13 protein-coding genes are annotated in these 17088 nt (G+C 70.0%); 4 read left to right on the forward strand and 9 right to left on the reverse strand.

Annotation, left to right across the window (positions count from 1 at the left end; translation table 11 throughout):
* Window positions 1-74: 74 nt before the first annotated feature.
* The 3 genes from ACJ512_RS02210 to ACJ512_RS02220 are packed head-to-tail and all read right to left on the reverse strand — an operon-like array spanning window position 75 to window position 4763.
* Window positions 75-4316 carry an alpha-(1->3)-arabinofuranosyltransferase gene (locus ACJ512_RS02210; RefSeq protein WP_407688907.1) on the reverse strand — a complete coding sequence of 1414 codons (4242 nt, stop codon included), beginning with the start codon at window positions 4314-4316 and terminating at the stop codon, window positions 75-77.
* A gap of 22 nt (window positions 4317-4338) precedes the next feature.
* A complete protein-coding gene (locus ACJ512_RS02215; RefSeq protein ID WP_407688908.1) occupies window positions 4339-4512 on the reverse strand; it encodes a DUF2613 domain-containing protein in 174 nt (57 codons plus the stop codon).
* A gap of 53 nt (window positions 4513-4565) precedes the next feature.
* Entirely contained in the window at window positions 4566-4763 is a 198-nt protein-coding gene (locus ACJ512_RS02220) for a DUF2613 family protein (RefSeq protein ID WP_407688909.1), read from the reverse strand.
* A gap of 123 nt (window positions 4764-4886) precedes the next feature.
* Here ACJ512_RS02220 and ACJ512_RS02225 point away from each other — a divergent pair, with 123 nt between their 5' ends.
* Genes ACJ512_RS02225 through ACJ512_RS02235 form a run of 3 tightly spaced genes read left to right on the forward strand, consistent with a single transcriptional unit; the run spans window position 4887 to window position 7992 of the window.
* On the forward strand, window positions 4887-6038 hold the full coding sequence (locus tag ACJ512_RS02225) for a glycoside hydrolase family 3 N-terminal domain-containing protein (RefSeq protein WP_407688910.1): 1152 nt from the start codon (window positions 4887-4889) through the stop codon (window positions 6036-6038).
* A 38-nt stretch (window positions 6039-6076) separates the two neighbouring features.
* Window positions 6077-6727 (forward strand): TetR/AcrR family transcriptional regulator, encoded by a 651-nt coding sequence (locus ACJ512_RS02230; RefSeq protein ID WP_407688911.1) that lies wholly within the window; start codon window positions 6077-6079, stop codon window positions 6725-6727.
* A gap of 11 nt (window positions 6728-6738) precedes the next feature.
* Window positions 6739-7992: a chloride channel protein gene (locus tag ACJ512_RS02235; RefSeq protein ID WP_407688912.1), complete on the forward strand. Its 1254-nt coding sequence runs from the start codon at window positions 6739-6741 to the stop codon at window positions 7990-7992.
* Between the two features lie 13 nt (window positions 7993-8005).
* On the opposite strand, the gene ACJ512_RS02240 is transcribed toward ACJ512_RS02235, so the two are convergent.
* The gene (locus tag ACJ512_RS02240; RefSeq protein WP_407688913.1) at window positions 8006-8866 is read right to left on the reverse strand and encodes a MaoC/PaaZ C-terminal domain-containing protein; all 861 of its coding nucleotides are present in this window, start codon (window positions 8864-8866) and stop codon (window positions 8006-8008) included.
* A 22-nt stretch (window positions 8867-8888) separates the two neighbouring features.
* Window positions 8889-10253: a 3-oxoacyl-ACP reductase gene (locus ACJ512_RS02245; RefSeq protein ID WP_407688914.1), complete on the reverse strand. Its 1365-nt coding sequence runs from the start codon at window positions 10251-10253 to the stop codon at window positions 8889-8891.
* Window positions 10254-10400: 147 nt separating this feature from the next.
* Here ACJ512_RS02245 and ACJ512_RS02250 point away from each other — a divergent pair, with 147 nt between their 5' ends.
* A complete protein-coding gene (locus ACJ512_RS02250; protein WP_407688915.1) occupies window positions 10401-11747 on the forward strand; it encodes an acetyl-CoA C-acetyltransferase in 1347 nt (448 codons plus the stop codon).
* A 264-nt stretch (window positions 11748-12011) separates the two neighbouring features.
* Here ACJ512_RS02250 and ACJ512_RS02255 read toward each other — a convergent pair whose 3' ends face one another.
* From ACJ512_RS02255 to ACJ512_RS02270, 4 genes are all read right to left on the reverse strand, one after another.
* Window positions 12012-13040 (reverse strand): IS110 family RNA-guided transposase, encoded by a 1029-nt coding sequence (locus ACJ512_RS02255; RefSeq protein ID WP_461479950.1) that lies wholly within the window; start codon window positions 13038-13040, stop codon window positions 12012-12014.
* A 75-nt stretch (window positions 13041-13115) separates the two neighbouring features.
* Complete coding sequence (locus ACJ512_RS02260) at window positions 13116-14351, reverse strand: IS256 family transposase (RefSeq protein WP_369741377.1); 1236 nt, start codon at window positions 14349-14351, stop codon at window positions 13116-13118.
* A gap of 22 nt (window positions 14352-14373) precedes the next feature.
* Window positions 14374-14712: a hypothetical protein gene (locus ACJ512_RS02265; RefSeq protein WP_461479951.1), complete on the reverse strand. Its 339-nt coding sequence runs from the start codon at window positions 14710-14712 to the stop codon at window positions 14374-14376.
* Window positions 14713-15008: 296 nt separating this feature from the next.
* The gene (locus ACJ512_RS02270; RefSeq protein WP_407688256.1) at window positions 15009-16844 is read right to left on the reverse strand and encodes an acyl-CoA dehydrogenase; all 1836 of its coding nucleotides are present in this window, start codon (window positions 16842-16844) and stop codon (window positions 15009-15011) included.
* Window positions 16845-17088: the final 244 nt, after the last annotated feature.

Genomic DNA, 17088 nt, shown 5'->3' on the forward strand with positions numbered 1-17088 from the left:
ACACGGTGGCGGTTACGCCGACCGGCATATCCAGTGAACCAGCCGGTAAACCGGCAGCCAAGGCCCGAGCCGGGCTATTCGGCCCGCTCGTCGCGGGCCCCGCGCACCCGCCCGGGCAGCACGACCGCGCAAGCCGCGACCGCGGCGAGCGAGATCAGCGCCGGCAGTTGCACGCTCGCCGAATGCCCGGCGTAGAAGTCGACCGACCGCCACGGATGCCGGGACAGCAACGCCCCCGCCAGGATCAGCCCACCCGCGCTCAGAGCAACCATGACCGCATCGGCGTTGCGGAGCGCATACCGCAGCGCGAAAGCGGCACCGGCCACGACCACCCCCGCGGCGCCGGCTATCACCGCCGCGGCCGCCAGCACCGCGACCGCGGCCCACCCACCGGGCGCCCACGGTGCCGCGGGCGGGTCGCCGTCGCAGCGACGGCGTCGCCACCAGGCGAGCAGGGCCAGCAACGGCAGCAGCGCCAGCCCCACCGCGAGGCCGGCCCGATACTGCGCGTTCGAGGCGAACGTCAACGTGATGGTGCCGGGATCGCCCGCGGGCACCACCCAGCCCTGCTGCCACCCGTTGACGGCCACCGGCGTCAGCCGGACCCCGGCGGCGGTGCGCGCCACCCAGCCGGGGTTGACGCTCTCGGGAACGACCAGCACCCGGGGCCGCGGCGACGCGGACGCGCGCACCTCGCGGTGATCGGAGCTCCAGGCTCCGGTCGCCGCGGGCGTGGCGGCGCCGGAACCGACGGGCAGCTCGGTCGTCCCGGCAGCCGCCAGCTGGGCCCCGTCCACCACGAACGCGGCGCCCGGGCTGATCAGCAGCTCCTGCCGGCCGGCCGGCAGTGCGATCGGGTCGCGTTCGCAGGGCAGCGCGGGCACCGGGTCACCGGCCAGCAGTGCGCCCGCGGTGGTCCGGATCGAGGTGTGCACGAATCGGCCGGCGACCGCGATGACCGGGCCGTGGTCGCAGTCGACGGTGACCTCCCGCGACCGGTTGCGGGCGGCGTCGGCGGGCGCGATCGGCCTGCCGTCGGCGCCGAGGACCGTGATCTCGGCCAGCCCAGGGGGTTTGAGCTGGTCGAATCCCAGCGCGTTGCGGTCGATGACGTCCTGCCAGTGCAGCAGGCTGACGGTGACGGTGCCGGTGACCCGGGGCTCGAGCGACAGGACTTGACCCACCGCGTCCGGCTTCACCTCCCGGACCTGGGGGCCGTCGCCCAGGTTGACGGCCACCAGCGTCGGGCGCGCCGGCAGTGCCGAGCCGCTGGGAACCACGCGCAGCCCGGTCACCTCGGTGGGCCGCGGCAGGGTGAGGGTCAGCGTCGGCGGGACTTTGTGTTGCACCAGCCGCTGCGGTGCCGTCCACGCGGTGGCCGGGTCACCGTCGGTGGCCGCGTACGCGGAGCCCAGGACGTCCACCGTATCGGCGTCGCCCTGTGCCCGAGTGGTATTCGGCTCGGCGATCAGGTCGGCCAGCTTGGGTCCCTGCCGGGGCCGCACCCACACCGTCGGGGTCACCGACGTCCGGTTCGGCACGGCCAGGGTGCGGCTGACGGTGACCGGCTCCTCGGCCACCAGCGCCAGCGACGCCGCGCAGCGCACGCTGTCCGGCGCCGGGGCGCATCCCGGCCGGCCGAGCAGTTCCGGGCCCAGGTCCCAGCCCGCGACGGCCGCGCCCGGCGGCGGCGCCGGAACCAGCGCGGTGTGCCGCAGGTCGACGGGATGGGCGAAGCCCGACGCGTCGTACTGGGTGATCGACAGCTCGGTGATGCCGAACTGCACGCCGGAGGACCCGTTGTCGGTGCCGGACGCGGTGATCCGCACCCACGGGGTCTCGCCGTAGGGCAGTGCCGCGGTGAGCGGCTCGCCGGCCTTGTCGAATCGCAAAGTGGTGCTGCCGGTGGCGGTTTCGATCAGGATCCGGCGCACCTGCGCGCCGACGGCGGTCGGGCTGGGCGTCACGGTGATGACCGCGTTGGTCAGCGGATGGTCGAAGTCGACCTGCAGCCACTGCCCGACGGCGGCCTGCAATCCGTTGGACACCCAGGCGGTCGCCGGGTCGCCGTCGACCGCGGCGGCGGGGGAGGTGGCCGGGGCGACGTCGGGCATCGCCGTGGCGTCCGACGAGGAACTGGACACGGTGATGCGGCCGCCGGTCCAGGCGCCGTACACCGTGTCGGCGCCGGGAGCGGGGTAGTCGGGCACCCGGTTGAAGGTGTGCCGGCTGTCGCCGGCCGCCCTTACGGCCGAGGAGTGCTGGTCCACCCGGCCGTAGTCGGTTTCGCGGGCCACCGGGGTGTCGGTGACGGTCACGAGCGGTGTCGGCAGACCGGCGCGCCGGGCGTCCGCGGTCATCAACACCGGGCCCAGTGCGGGCTGTCCCCGCAGCCGCCGGCGCTCGTCGAGGCGCAGCAGCACCTCGGGCCCGCCGTCGACGCGGGCCAGCCCGTCGGTGTCGGCGAAGTAGGGCGCGCCGGGGTCGCCGGCCACCTCCACCCGGTAGATCTCGACCGCGGGGTAACGCGGGCGCAGCCCGCTGTCCGCGACGAAGCCCGCCACGGCCCCGGGGCCCACCGGCGCGCCGAACTGCGCCACCTTCGCCAGGCGCGGCGATCCCTCGACCGCGCGGTGCACCAGGATGGGGCGCGCCGAGCGCGAGGTGTCGGGATCCAGGTCGTTTCGCAGCACCAGATACGAAATGCCCTGGCGGGCAAGGGTGTCGGCGAGTCCGGCCGACGGGCGTCCCGCGGCGAACAGACGTTGCACCGAATCCAGCGCCCGGATGGTTTGCGGCGGCGTCAGCGGGATGGAGTCGCGCACCCCCCACGGGCTGTCGCCGAGCACCTGCAACGGCTCGTCGTGGCTGGTGCCCCACACCTGGGTGGCAAACGGCGCCCCGGGCACCACGAGCACGCGCCCGGGCCGCGGCGTCCCGGTGTTGTGCTCGTCGAGCCACGCGGCGGCGTCCTGCCAGTAGCGCGGTATCGCGGTGAACGTGCCGGGCGGGGTGAGCCGGCCGGTCCAGGCCAGCGACGTGCTGACCAGCAGCGCCGTGAACACCACGATCGCGACCGCCACCCGCTTGTCGCGTTCCGGGTGGGCGAACGCCCGCAGCCACACCCGCGCCGGGCCGAAACCGGGAAGGGGCACCCGGCCCAGCAACTGGGCGATGCCCAGCACCACCGGGATCCGCACGAGCGATTCCAGCTTGTGCACGTTGCGCAACGGCGCGCCGCCGGCGTCCAGGAACGCCTGCACCTGGTGCGCCAGCGGCGATCCCAGCCCACCGCTGTAGCCCGCGGCCATCAGCAGCACACCGACCAGCAGCATCGTCACCAGCCGGCCCCGCGCGGGCATGCCCCCGCCGTTGTCGAAGCCGGCGAGCCCGGCCAGCCCGGCCGCCGCGACCAGGCAGGTGCCCAGGATGGCCGCCGACCCGGTCACCAGCGGCGCGCCCGCGGTGGCGCTCGGCGCGACGAACGGGGTCCAGCTGTCGGTGCCGCGCAGTATCTCGGTCAGCGACGACCACTGCGTGGTCACGCCCGAGGATTCGATGAAGTCCAGGAACGGGGGACTGATGGCGTGCAACTGGGCCAGCGCCACCACCCACCACAGCACGGCCAGCGACACCGAGAGCGCCCACCATCCGGTGTAGCGCCACCACAGCCGGTTCGGCCGGTGGCAGGCCCACCAGATCACCGCGGGCAGGCAGCCGGCCAGCGTCGCGATGGCGTTGACCGCGCCCATCAACGCGACCGCAAGCCCGGCCTGCCCGGCCAGCGCCCGCACGGATCTGCCGGAGCCACCCCGCAGTGCCAGGATCGTCGGCAGCAGCACCCAGGGCGCCAGCATCATCGGCAGCGTCTCCGACGAGATCGACCCGAGCGTGGTCAGCACCCGCGGCGACAGCGCGAACGCCGCCGCGGCGATCACCCGGGATGCCGGGCTGCCGACGCCCAGCGCCTCGGCGACCCGCAGCAGCCCCCAGAAGCCCGCGGCGAGCAGCAGCGCCCACCACAGGCGCTGGGTCGCCCAGCCGGGCACCCCCAGCAGGTGGCCGGCCAGGAAGAAGGTGCCGTGCGGGAACAGGTAGCCGTAGGCCTGGTTCTGAGCCTGGCCGAACGGCAGGTCGCTGTTCCACAGGCTGGTCGCGCGGCCCAGGAACCGCAGCGGGTTGGCGGTCAGGTCGAGTTTGGTGTCGGGGGAGATCCGGCCGGGGGACTGGGCGAACGTCAACGCCAGCGCGACCGCGCCGGCCAGGAGGAGCCACCGCCGGGACAGCGGGGCGGCCGGCGGGGGCGGGACCGGCACACCGGCTCGCGTCCGCGCCGGGTCAGCTACGGTTGCCGTACTCGACCCGGTTGAGCACTGACGACTGCGGATCGCCCCCGGGAAGTGGCGGCTTCGTGTCCTGCTGCACCATCAACGTCACCCCGAAAGTCGCTGCTGCGCCCAGCAACAGACCCACCACCACGCTGGCGGTGGCGGGCGCGACGATCCTGTTCATCGGGGGCTCCTCGGGGCGTGCAGATCTAGCGCCAACCTAGCAGACGGGCCGTCTCACGGCCGCGGGCAATCCTGCCCGTGACCACACCGGTCGCCGTACTGCACGACGGCGGGGCCGGCCGGGGCGGGCGGCGCCTGGGCGGGCGCCATGTCGTGGTCCTGCACGGCGAGCGTGACGCCGACGGTCGCGGCGGCGCCGATCGAGAGGCCCGCCGCGACGCTGGCCGCGGCGGCCAGCAGCAGCCTGATCATTGGTGGCTCCTTGGGTTCCGGCTCTGCGAATCCCCCGTGGAATGCCCCGGGGATCGGGCGTGAAACGTCACGCGGCGCGCCCCGAGACGGGAGGCCCGGACCGGGCCGTGACACCATGTGCCGATGCCTTTTCCGCGCACCCTGGCCGCACTGGCCGCAACGTCGGTAGTGGCGGGCGCGCTGGTGGCGGGCTGCGGCCAGCACGCCGCACGGCCCCCCGCCGCCTCCTCGGGCACGGCGGCCAAGCCCGCTCCCGCGCCGGCCTGCGGCGACCCCACGGCCCAGCTCTCGACCCGCGACAAGCTGGCGCAGCTGTTGATGGTGGGGGTGAAGAACGCCGACGACGCCCGGGCCGCCGTCGACGGATACCACGTCGGCGGCATCTTCATCGGCAGCTGGACGGACCTGTCGATCTTCCGGGGGCCCCTGGCCGACATCGCCGCGCACGCGGGTCCGCTGCCGCTGGCGGTCAGCGTCGACGAAGAGGGCGGCCGGGTGTCCCGCTTGAGGTCGCTGATCGGGTCGTCCCCCTCACCCCGGGTGCTGGCCCGGACGCAGACCGTCGCGCAGGTGCACGACCTGGCTGCCGAGCGCGGCAAGAAGATGCGCGAACTCGGCATCACCGTCGACTTCGCCCCGGTGGCCGACGTCACCGACGCCCCCGACGACTCCGTGATCGGCGACCGCTCGTTCGGCAGCGACCCCAAGACGGTCACCGACTACGCCGGCGCGTACGCGCAGGGGCTGCGCGACGCCGGGCTGCTGCCGGTGCTCAAGCATTTCCCCGGGCACGGGCACGGCTCCGGCGACTCGCATTCCGGTGGGGTGGTGACGCCGCCGCTGAGCGAGCTGCAAACCGACGACCTGGTGCCCTACCGGACGTTGGTGAAGGCGGCCCCGGTCGCGGTGATGATGGGCCATCTGCAGGTTCCCGGGCTGACCGACGGCGTCCCGGCCAGCCTCAGCAGGCCCGCGGTGCAGTTGCTGCGCGACGGCACCGGCTATGGCGGCCCGGCGTTCAACGGCCCGGTGTTCAGCGACGACCTGTCGAGCATGGCCGCGATCTCCGATCGCTACGGCGTCGCCGAGGCGGTACTGCGCAGCTTGCAGGCGGGCACCGACGTCGCGCTGTGGGTCACCACGGCGGAAATTCCCGCGGTGCTCGACCGGCTCGACAAGGCGGTCGCCGCGGGGGAGCTGGCGATGCCGGCAGTCAACGAGTCGGTGGTGCGCGTGGCGGCGATGAAGGGCCGCAACCGGGCGTGCGGGCACTGATACTCCGCGCCGCCCCGCGGGGTCGTTACTCTTGGTGCATGGCAGGTGGTACCAAGCGGCTGCCGCGTGCCGTGCGCGAGCAGCAGATGCTCGACGCCGCGGTGCAGATGTTCTCGGTCAACGGCTACCACGAGACCTCGATGGACGTCATCGCGGCCGAGGCGCAGATCTCCAAGCCGATGCTCTACCTGTACTACGGCTCCAAGGAGGACCTGTTCGGGGCGTGCCTGAACCGCGAGCTGAGCAGGTTCATCGACGCGGTGCGCGCCGACATCGACTTCACACAGAGTCCCCGGGACCTGCTGCGCAACACCATCGTGTCGTTCCTGCGCTACATCGACACCAACCGGGCGTCGTGGATCGTGATGTACACCCAGGCCAGCAGCTCGCAGGCGTTCGCCCACATGGTGCGCGACGGCCGCGAGCAGATCATCGAGATGGTGGCGGGCCTGGTGCGCGCCGGCAGCCGCACCGCGCGGTCGGAGATCGAGCACCAGATGATGGCCGTGGCGCTGGTGGGCGCCGGTGAGGCGATGGCCACCCGGCTCTCCACCGGCGACATCGACGTCGACGAGGCGGCCGAGCTGATGATCGACCTGTTCTGGCACGGTCTGCGCGGCGCCCCGGAGGATCGCGAGACCGCGCCTGCGCTGCACAACGCGGGCGGTCCCGGCGTCGGTTCCGGCTAGCCCCTGCCTTCGTGCGCCGCAACCTGGACTTCTTCTGCGCGGTGATCGCCGTCGGCTTGCTGGCCGGGGTCGCCGGGTTGACGACGTCGGCGGTGCTGCGCTTCGTCGAGCACCTGACGTACCACTACACCTTCGGCACGCTGCTCACCGGGATCACCGGCAGCAGCCCGGTGCGTCGCGCGCTCGGGCCGATGGTCGGCGCTGCGCTGGCGGCGATCGGCTGGTGGATCCTGCGGCGCACGACGGAGGTGCCAGAGCTCGCGCAGACCGTCGCCCGCCGGGATCGGGTACCGCGCCTGACCTGGAGCATCGACGCCCTGCTGCAGGTCGTGCTGGTCGGGTCCGGGGCGTCCCTCGGCCGGGAGGGCGCCCCGCGCCAGTTTGCGGCCGCACTCGGCGACGTGGCCATGGGTTGGCTCAGGCGGTTGTCCCCGGGCGACCGGCAGCTCCTGCTGGCGTGTGGGGCCGGTGCCGGGCTCGGCGCGGTCTACGCCGTTCCGCTGGCCGGTGCGCTGTTCTCGGTGCGCATCATTCTGCGCACCTGGCGGTTGCGGGCGGTGGGGGCGGCGCTGGTCACCTCCAGCCTCGCCGTCGCGGTCGGTTCGCTCATCACCAAGGACAAACCCGTGCTGCACTGGCCCGGCCTGGGTCTGTCCCCCGTGCTGACCGGGCAAGCGCTGCTGCTGGCCCCGGTGGCGCTCGCGGTGGGTTTGGCGTTCGACCGGCTGATGGCCGCGGCGCGGCCGCCGCGCCCGATGCGGACCTGGGTGCTGGTCCCCGCGCTCGGGACCGCCGGGCTGGTGATGGGCGTCTGCTCGCACTGGTGGCCAGACCTGCCCGGCAACGGGCGCAGCATCCTGACCGTCAGCCTGGCCAGCGGCATGACGCTGTCGGCGGCGGCGGTGATCCTGGTCCTCAAACCGCTGTTGACCGCGTTGTTTCTGCGCGCCGGCGGCGCCGGCGGCATGTTGACGCCGTCGCTGGCCACCGGCGCGGCGGCCGGTTCGCTGATGGCGCTGATCGCCGACTGGGCGGTCGGGACGCATCTGCACATGCCGACGGTCTCGCTCGCCGGTGCCGCGGGGGTGCTCGCGGTCACCCAGGGGTCGCCGCTGTGGGCTGCGGTGTTCGTCTGGGAGCTGGCCGAGCCCCCGCTGTGGCTGTTTCTGGTCTTCCTGGTCACCGCGGTCGGCGCGCACCTGCTCAAAGCCCTCGTGCCCGTTCGCGACACGCCGCCCCCGACGCCGTACCCGCGCACCCGCTGAATCCGGAAACCGTTCAGAGCGTGCGGACGGTGCCCGTGAGGTACGGGTACTTCTTGGCGACGTTGCGCAGCTCCAGGTCCCAGCCCGCGGCGCCGGTGTCGCATTCCCGGACGTACAGGCCCGCGGTGGCGGGCAGCACCAGCGGCTTGCCGAAGCGCACCGAGTACCGCACCGCGTCGGGCAGGCGGGCCTCGATGTTCGCCAATACCGCTGCGGCGCTGAACATCCCGTGCGCGATGACCGTCGGGAACCCGAACATCTTGGCGGCGACCGGGTTGGTGTGGATCGGGTTGTGATCGCCGGCGACGGCGGCGTAGCGGCGGATCTGTCCCGGTGTGACCCGCAGCAGCGCGTTGGGCGGCGGCAGTTTCGGCGGCTTCTGCGGCGGCGGCTTCGGTTCGTCCGACAGGCTAGTGCGCTGCTGGTGCAAAAACGTCGTCACCTGGTGCCACGCGGGCTCCTGGGAATTACCGCCGACGCTGACCTCGGTCACCAGGTCGACCAGCAGGCCTTTGCGGTGTTCGCGCAGGTTCTCCGCGCGCACCCGCACCCCGACCGTGTCGGTCACCGCGATCGGCCGGTAGGCGGTGATGTGGTTCTCGGTGTGCACCGCTCCCATCGCCGCGAACGGGAAGTCGAAACCGGTCACCAGCGACATCACCGCGGGGAAGGTCAACGCGAACGGGTAGGTCAGCGGCACGTGGTTGCCGTAGCGCAGGCCGGTGAGCGACGCGTACGCGGCGACGTTGGCGTGGTCGATGGGCAATTCGTCGACCGTGACCGTGCGGGTCGGCAGCTGGTCCGAACGGGCCACCAGGGGGAGGGCCCCGGCCGCTGCGCGCAGCATGTTCAGCATGCCGCTCGGCTGATTCATCGTGTTCTCCCGGGAGTTCTGGTCACGCGCCCAGCATGGCCTGGCCGCAGACGCGGATGACGTTGCCGGTCACCGCGTTGGAGGCCGGGTTGGCGAAGTAGGCGATGGTCTCGGCGACGTCGACCGGTTGGCCGCCCTGCAGCAGCGAGTTCATCCGCCGGCCCACCTCGCGGGTCATCAGCGGGATGGCCTCGGTCATCTTGGTCTCGATGAAGCCGGGTGCGACGGCGTTGATCGTGATGCCCTTCTCGTAGAGTCCCGGCGCCAGGGCCTGGGTCAGGCCGATCATCCCGGCCTTGGTGGTGGCGTAGTTGGTCTGCCCGCGGTTGCCCGCGATGCCCGCCATCGAGGACAGGCCGATCACCCGGCCGCCTGCGCCGATGCTGCCGCCCTCGACCAGCCCCTCGGTGAGCCGCAGCGGGGCGAGCAGGTTGACCGCCAGCACGGCGTCCCAGCGGGCGTCGTCCATGTTGGCCAGGAGCTTGTCGCGGGTGATGCCGGCGTTGTTGACCAGGACGTCGGCGTGGCCGCCGTAGTGGTCGCGCAGGTGCTGGGTGATCCTGTCGACGGCGTCCGCGGCGGTGACGTCGAGCGCCAGCGCGCTGCCCCCGACGCGGCTGGCGGCTTCGGCCAGGGGCTCGGCGGCCGACTCCACGTCGACCGCGACGACGCGGGCGCCGTCGCGGGCGAACACCTCGGCGATGGTCGCGCCGATGCCACGGGCGGCGCCCGTCACGATGGCGACCTTGCCGTCCAGCGGGCGGTCCCAGTCGGCCGGCGCCGTGGAGTCGGCCTCCCCGATGTAGAACACCTGGCCGTCCACGTACGCCGACTTGCCCGACAGGATGAACCGCAGTGTCGATTCGAGGCCCGTCGCGGCCGGCTTGGCGTGCGGCGACAGGTACACCAGCGCCGCGGTGGCGCCGTGGCGCAGCTCCTTGCCCAGTGAGCGCGTGAAGCCCTCCAGGGCGCGCTGCGCGATCTGTTCGTCGGTGCCGGCGGCCGCGTCGGGCGTGGTGCCGACGACCACGACGCGCGACGAGTGGCCGAGGTTGCGCAGCACCGGGGTGAAGAACTCGTACAGCCCCCTGAGCCCGTCCGGCGCCGTGATGCCGGTGGCGTCGAAGACGAGGCCGCCGAACTTGTCGGCCCAGCGGCCGCCGATGTTGTTGCCGACCACCTCGTAGTCCTCGGCCAGTGCCGCGCGCATCGGCTCGACCACCCGGCCTTCCCCGCCGATCAGCAGCGATCCGGCCAGGGGCGGGTCGCCGGGCCGGTACCGGCGCAGCGTCTCGGGCTGGGGGAGCCCGAGCTGTTTGGCCAGGAACGACCCGGGGCCGGAGTTGACCACCTGTGACAACAGATCGGACGAAAGCTTGGGAGCCACTGCGCCGCCTTCCATTTCCTCGTGGGTCGGTAGGTTCGATTCCTATAGGGCCAACCGTATCGGTGCTGAACTTACTTCAAAGTAAGAACAGCCGGTAGGATGGCCCCCAGTGGCCCTTGGTGGCCGACCCACACCGACATACCGGAGATGATCGTGGCCCCTGCAGAGGCAAACAACCAGGCTGCCCGGACGAGCGCTCAGACCAGGCGACGCGTCGCCGTGCTGGGTGGCAACCGGATCCCCTTCGCCCGCTCGGACGGCGCCTACGCCGAGGCGTCCAACCAGGACATGTTCACCGCGGCCCTGGACGGCTTGGTGGACCGGTTCGGCCTGGCCGGCGAGCGGCTGGGCGTGGTGGTCGGCGGCGCGGTCCTCAAACACAGCCGCGACTTCAACCTGACGCGCGAGAGCGTGCTGGGCTCCGAGCTGTCGTCGTACACGCCCGCGTTCGACATCCAGCAGGCCTGCGGAACCGGCCTGCAGGCGGCCATCGCCGCCGCCGACGGGATCGCGTCGGGCCGCTACGAGGTGGCCGCCGCCGGCGGGGTGGACACCACCTCCGACCCGCCGATCGGGTTCGGCGAGGACCTGCGCCGCACTCTGCTGCGGCTGCGCCGGGCCGCGTCGCACGTCGAGCGGCTCAAGCTGGTCGGCAAGCTGCCCGCCACCCTCGGCGTCGAGATTCCGGCCAACAAGGAGCCGCGCACCGGGATGTCGATGGGTGAGCACGCGGCCGTCACCACCAAGCAGATGGGCATCAAGCGCGTCGACCAGGACGAGTTGGCCGCCGCCAGCCATCGCAACATGGCCGCCGCCTACGACCGGGGCTTCTTCGACGACCTGGTCACGCCGTTCCTGGGGCTCTACCGCGACGACAACCTGCGCCCGGACTCCAGCGCGGAGAAGCTGGCCAGGCTGAAGCCGGTCTTCGGGGTCAAGGCCGGTGACGCGACGATGACGGCCGGCAACTCGACACCGCTGACCGACGGGGCGTCCGTGGCCCTGCTGGCCTCCGAGGACTGGGCGGACAGCCAGTCCCGGGCGCCGCTGGCCTACCTGGTGGATGCGGAGACCGCCGCGGTCGACTACGTCAACGGACGTGACGGCCTGCTCATGGCGCCGACCTACGCAGTGCCGCGGCTGCTGGCGAGAAACGGCCTGGGACTGCAGGACTTCGATTTCTACGAGATCCACGAAGCGTTCGCGTCGGTGGTGCTGGCGCACCTGCAGGCGTGGGAATCCGAGGAGTACTGCAAGGAACGGCTGGGCCTCGACGCGGCCCTGGGTTCGATCGATCGGTCCAAACTCAACGTCAACGGTTCGTCGCTGGCTGCCGGCCATCCCTTCGCGGCCACCGGCGGCCGGATCCTCGCCCAGGCGGCCAAGCAGGTCGCCGAGAAGAAAGCGGAGCGAAAAGGCGGTGGAACCGTGCGGGCGCTGATCTCGATCTGCGCCGCCGGCGGTCAGGGCGTCGCGGCGATCCTGGAGTCCTGACGCCCCGACCCGCCGGCAATGGCGTGGGTCACACCCGGTTAACCGCCCCGATGGTGGGTAACCCACGGTCCGGAAGCCCCGTGTTGTGGTCTGACCCCCCGACCCCGACGGCAATGCGGGGCATCCCTGACTCTGGTGCCCGTCGGGCCCGACAGGTGCGAAAAGACCGCCGCTGGACGGAGGGGATCCAGCGGCGGTCTTTTCGCCCTCTTTTCAAGACCCCTAATCCGAAAATGGCGGTGAGCTGACTCGATACGGGTGTGGTCAGGCTGCGGGGGTGAGGGTGACGGTGTAGCCGAGTGCTTCGAGTTGGCGGATGTGGTTGCGTTTTTTGACCTCTGGGTTTGTGTGTTTGGTGAAGTGATCGGCGCCGAGATCGGTGAAGTGGGTGTCCTGGTCGGCCAGGAGGTGCCAGACGATGACGAGGATGGAGCGGCCGACGGCGACGATGGCGCGTTTCTTGCCTCGTCGGCGGGCGATGCGCCGGTAGCGTTCGCCCAGGAAGGTGTCGGTGCGCCCGGCCACCACGGCGGCCTCGCCCAGGACCCGCGCCAGGTAGCGATTACCGTGCCCGGTCGAGCCGTTGCCCTTGGTTTTGCCTGCCGAGGAGTTGATCCCCGGTGAGAACTTCGCCCATGAACACAGGTGCCCGGCGGTGGGGAAGCGCGACATGTCGGTGCCGATTTCGGCGAGGATGATCGCGGCGGCGATGGGCCCGATGCCGGGGATTTCATCCAGGCGTGTCGCCGCCGCGGCGAAAGGGGCCAGATAGGCCTCGATTTGTTCGTCGAGGGCGGCGATGTCGGCGTCGATACCGTCGATGCGGTCCAACATCCGCGCCAGCAGGAACCCGTGATGGGCGTCGAAGTGGCCGTTGAACGCGTCCTCGAGCCGGCCGATCTTGGTCCGCATCCGAGACCGCGCCATCTGCGCGAGTACCTTGGGGTCGCGTTCGCCGGAGATCAACGCCGCCATCATCGCGCGCCCGGACACCCCGAAAATATCGGAGGCCACCACCGAGAGCTTGATGCAGGCGTCCTCGAGCAGCTTTTCGACCCGGTTCTTCTCCGCGGTGCGCACCCCGACCAGGTCGATGCGGTAGCGGGTCAGATCCCGCAACCGCCGGATCGGTGGGGGTGGCACAAAGCTGGGCCGCAGCATCTGGCGTTCGGCCACCTTGCACAACCACACCGCATCCAGCACATCGGTCTTGGGTCGGCCCGGGAGATGTTTGACATCGCGGGCGTTGACCAGCCACGGATCCAGCCCGTGGGCCTCCAGCAGGTAGAACACCGGTTTCCAGTAATCCGAGGTGAGCCTGTCACGATTTCTGTGTAAGTCAGAGGTGATTTGACTACGAGTTGTATTCTAGCACAATGGGATTCGCCCAGGGAATAGTCTGGCGAGTGTGTTGAGCGCCACAGTCCAGTTGTGCGTTCCAGTACCCGAATAGCCTCCTCTCTCGCTGGAGATGTTGCGCAGCCCGAGGTACAGCAACTTCATCGCGGCGTCCTTGTCCGTGAAATGACCACGGTTCTTGGTGATCTTGCGCAACTGGAAGTTGATCGACTCGATCGCATTGGTGGTGTAGACGATCTTGCGCAACTCCACCGGATAGTCCAGGAACGGAACGAATTCCCCCCAGGCGTTGTGCCACACGTCAATTGCACCCGGATATTGGGCGCCGAATTGCTGGTCGAACTCCTTGAGTGCGAGTTCGGCTCCATCGACGGTCGGCGCACTGTAGATCGCCCGCATCGCGGTGGCGACCTTCTTGCGGTCCTTATAAGACACGAAGCGCATCGCATTCCTAATGACGTGCACGACGCAGGTCTGCACCACGGTATCGGGATAGATCGAGCGGATCGCATCAGGCAGACCGGTCAGCCCGTCGCAGCAGGCGATGAGGATGTCGCGCACCCCGCGGTTGCGCAGGTCGATGACGACCTTCTGCCAGAACTTCGCCCCCTCGGAGTCCTGGATCCAGCAGCCCAAGGCGTGTTTGCGGCCCTCCAGATCCACGCCAATGGCCAAATAGGCGACCTTGGTGGTGATGACCCCGTTGTCGCCGATCCGCAGCCGCAGCCCATCGATGTAGAGGATCGGGTAGACCTCATCGAGCGGGCGGGCCTGCCAGGCCTTGATCTCATCGACCACCACCTCGGTGATATTGGAGATCAACTCCCGCGACACCGACGCCCCATAGACCTCCTGCAGGTGGGCTTCGATATCGCGGGTGGTCATTCCCCGTGAATACAGCGACAACACCACCGAATTGATGTTGTTGAGCCGGCGGGTCTTCTTCGGCACAATCGCCGGCTCAAACGAGCCGTTGCGATCACGCGGCGCATCGATCTGCACCGGGCCGTTGACGGTGGTCACCGTTTTCGGCGTGGTGCCGTTGCGCGAATTTCCCGATCCGCGTCCGGCCGGATCGCCGGCCTCATAGCCCAGATGGTGGGTTAGCTCCGCATTCAGCGCCCGCTCCAGCACGGCCTTAGTCAGCTGGTTCAGCAAACCGTCCGCGCCGTCGATCGGGGTCCCGGTCTTCACCGCATCCTTAATCAACGAGTCCAGCGTCTCTTCGGTGAACATCTCGGCCAGCCGCCGCGCCGCGGTCGTCTCCTCAGCCGGCATCTGCATGGTCTTGGTCACAAAACACTCCTTCTGTCCGCCCAACGGCGGTCCGATGATGGACCACCCCGGACTTACACAGATGGAATGACACGCCCTCCGAGGTGGCTTCCATCACCACCCGCTCGACCCGTAACTCGACCAGTCGGTTGGCCAACTCGATCAGCGAGCCGGTCATCGTCGACTGCGTCGACACCTCCTGCAACCGTTTGCGCGCGCTGTCGGGCGCAGGAACACGCACACAGCACACCAGTTCGGCCTTGCCGATATCCAGGGCCGCGACCCTGGCGATGATCTGTTCGTCATCATGGGACTCCTGCAACACCGCCACTGACCTCCCGTCTCCACACCGATCTATATCTAAGGGTGTGGTCGCCCGTGGAATCGCAAGGCCAACAACAGAATCTAATCCTCGTGCTCGAACAAGCGGCAACAATGAAGGGCCCACAACGCGATCCCAGCACCCGGCTAGACGACGGCCTGCAAGGACCATAGAGCGACGGCGTCGCAAGGCGACCACCACACCATTTTCACCCCGGAACGGGCGACCACAAGGTCAATTTGGCTAGACGCGGAAATCCCCCGCCCGGCGGCGGGGGATTTCCGCGTGGGTGACTCCGGCGCCCGTCAGAAGGCGGCTTCGTCGAGCTCCATGATGTCGTTGTCCAGCGTCTCGATCACCTCGCGGGTGGCGGCCAGCATCGGCAGGAAGTTCTTCGCGAAGAAGGACGCGACCGCGACCTTGCCCTCGTAGAACGACCGGTCCTCGCCGGTGGCACCCGCGTCGAGCGCCTGCACGGCCACCGCGGCCTGACGCTGCAGCAACCAGCCGATGACCAGGTCGCCGACGCTCATCAGGAAGCGCACCGACCCCAGTCCGACCTTGTACAGGCTCGTGACGTCCTCCTGTGCCGCCATCAGGTAGCCCGTCAGCGCGCCGGCCATCGCCTCGACGTCGGCCAGCGCCTTGGCCAGCAGCTCGCGCTCGGACTTCAGCCGTCCGTTGCCCGACTCGCTGTCCACGAACTCCCGGATCTGACCCGACACGTGGGCCAGCGCCACGCCCTTGTCGCGGACGATCTTGCGGAAGAAGAAGTCCTGCGCCTGGATGGCGGTGGTGCCCTCGTACAGCGAGTCGATCTTGGCGTCCCGGATGTACTGCTCGATCGGGTAGTCCTGCAGGAAGCCGGACCCGCCCAGGGTCTGCAGGCTCTCGGTCAGCTTCGCGTAGGCCTGCTCGGAGCCCACGCCCTTGACCACCGGCAGCATCAGGTCGTTGACCTTGACGGCCAGATCGGCGTCGACGCCGTGCAGCGCCTGCGCGACCGCGGCATCCTGATAGGTCGCGGTGAACAGGTACAGCGCCCGCAGCCCCTCGGCGTAGGCCTTCTGCGTCATCAGCGACCGGCGCACGTCCGGGTGGTGCGTGATGGTCACCCGCGGCGCGGTCTTGTCGGTCATCTGGGTCATGTCGGCGCCCTGCACGCGCGACTTGGCGTACTCCAGCGCGTTCAGGTAGCCGGTCGACAGGGTCGCGATCGCCTTGGTGCCGACCATCATCCGGGCCATCTCGATGACCTCGAACATCTGCGCGATGCCGTTGTGCACCTCGCCGACCAGCCAGCCCTTGGCGGGCACGTCGTGCTGGCCGAACGACACCTCACAGGTCGCCGACACCTTCAGGCCCATCTTGTGCTCGACGTTGGTCACGAACACGCCGTTGCGCTCACCCGGTTCGCCGGTCTCGAAGTCGAACAGGAACTTGGGCACGATGAACAGCGAGAGTCCCTTGGTGCCGGGGCCGGCGCCCTCGGGGCGGGCCAGCACCAGGTGGACGATGTTCTCGAACAGGTCGTCGGAGTCGGCGGAGGTGATGAACCGCTTCACGCCCTCGATGTGCCAGGAGCCGTCGTCCTGTTGCACCGCCTTGGTGCGGCCGGCGCCCACGTCCGAACCGGCGTCCGGCTCGGTGAGCACCATGGTCGCGCCCCAGCCGCGCTCGGCGCACAACACCGCCCACTTCTTCTGCTCCTCGGTACCGAGGTGGAAGATGATGTTGGCGAATCCGGCACCGCCGGCGTACATCCACACCGCCGGGTTGGCGCCGAGGATGTGCTCTTGCAGCGCCCACACCAGCGCCTTGGGCATCGGCATGCCGCCCAGCGCCTCGTCGATGCCGGCCTTGTCCCAGCCCGCCTCCAGGACGGCCCGGACGGACTGCTTGAAGGATTCCGGCAGCGACACGGCGTGGGTCTTCGGGTCGAACACCGGCGGGTTGCGGTCTCCGTCGACGAACGACTCGGCGACCGGCCCCTCGGCCAACCGGCTCATCTCTGTCAACATCTCGCGGGCGGTCTCGGCATCCAGGTCGCCGTACTCGCCCGCCCCTAAAGCCTTGTCAACGCCCAGCACGTCGAACAGGTTGAACACCTGGTCGCGGACGTTGCTCTTGTAGTGGCTCACTACGGTCCTCCTCGTTGAGAGTGCCACACAGTGGTTGGGTACTAGGTCTAAGTTACCCACCAGTAACTCTGTTAAAATATCCCCGCCGGACAGCTCCACGCAAGTCGTTGTGAGCTAAATTTCACAATCTAATTAACCAACCGGTTGGGTTGGCGCGCTGTTCCGGACTCTCGGGTACCCGCGCCGTCGCCCGTCGGCCGGCCGGCGGCTCTAGTAGGGTCGGGCGAGAAGTCGTCCGTCGATC

It is taken from the genome of Mycobacterium cajalii (assembly GCF_045809005.2).
In the GTDB taxonomy this organism is placed as follows: Bacteria; Actinomycetota; Actinomycetes; order Mycobacteriales; family Mycobacteriaceae; genus Mycobacterium.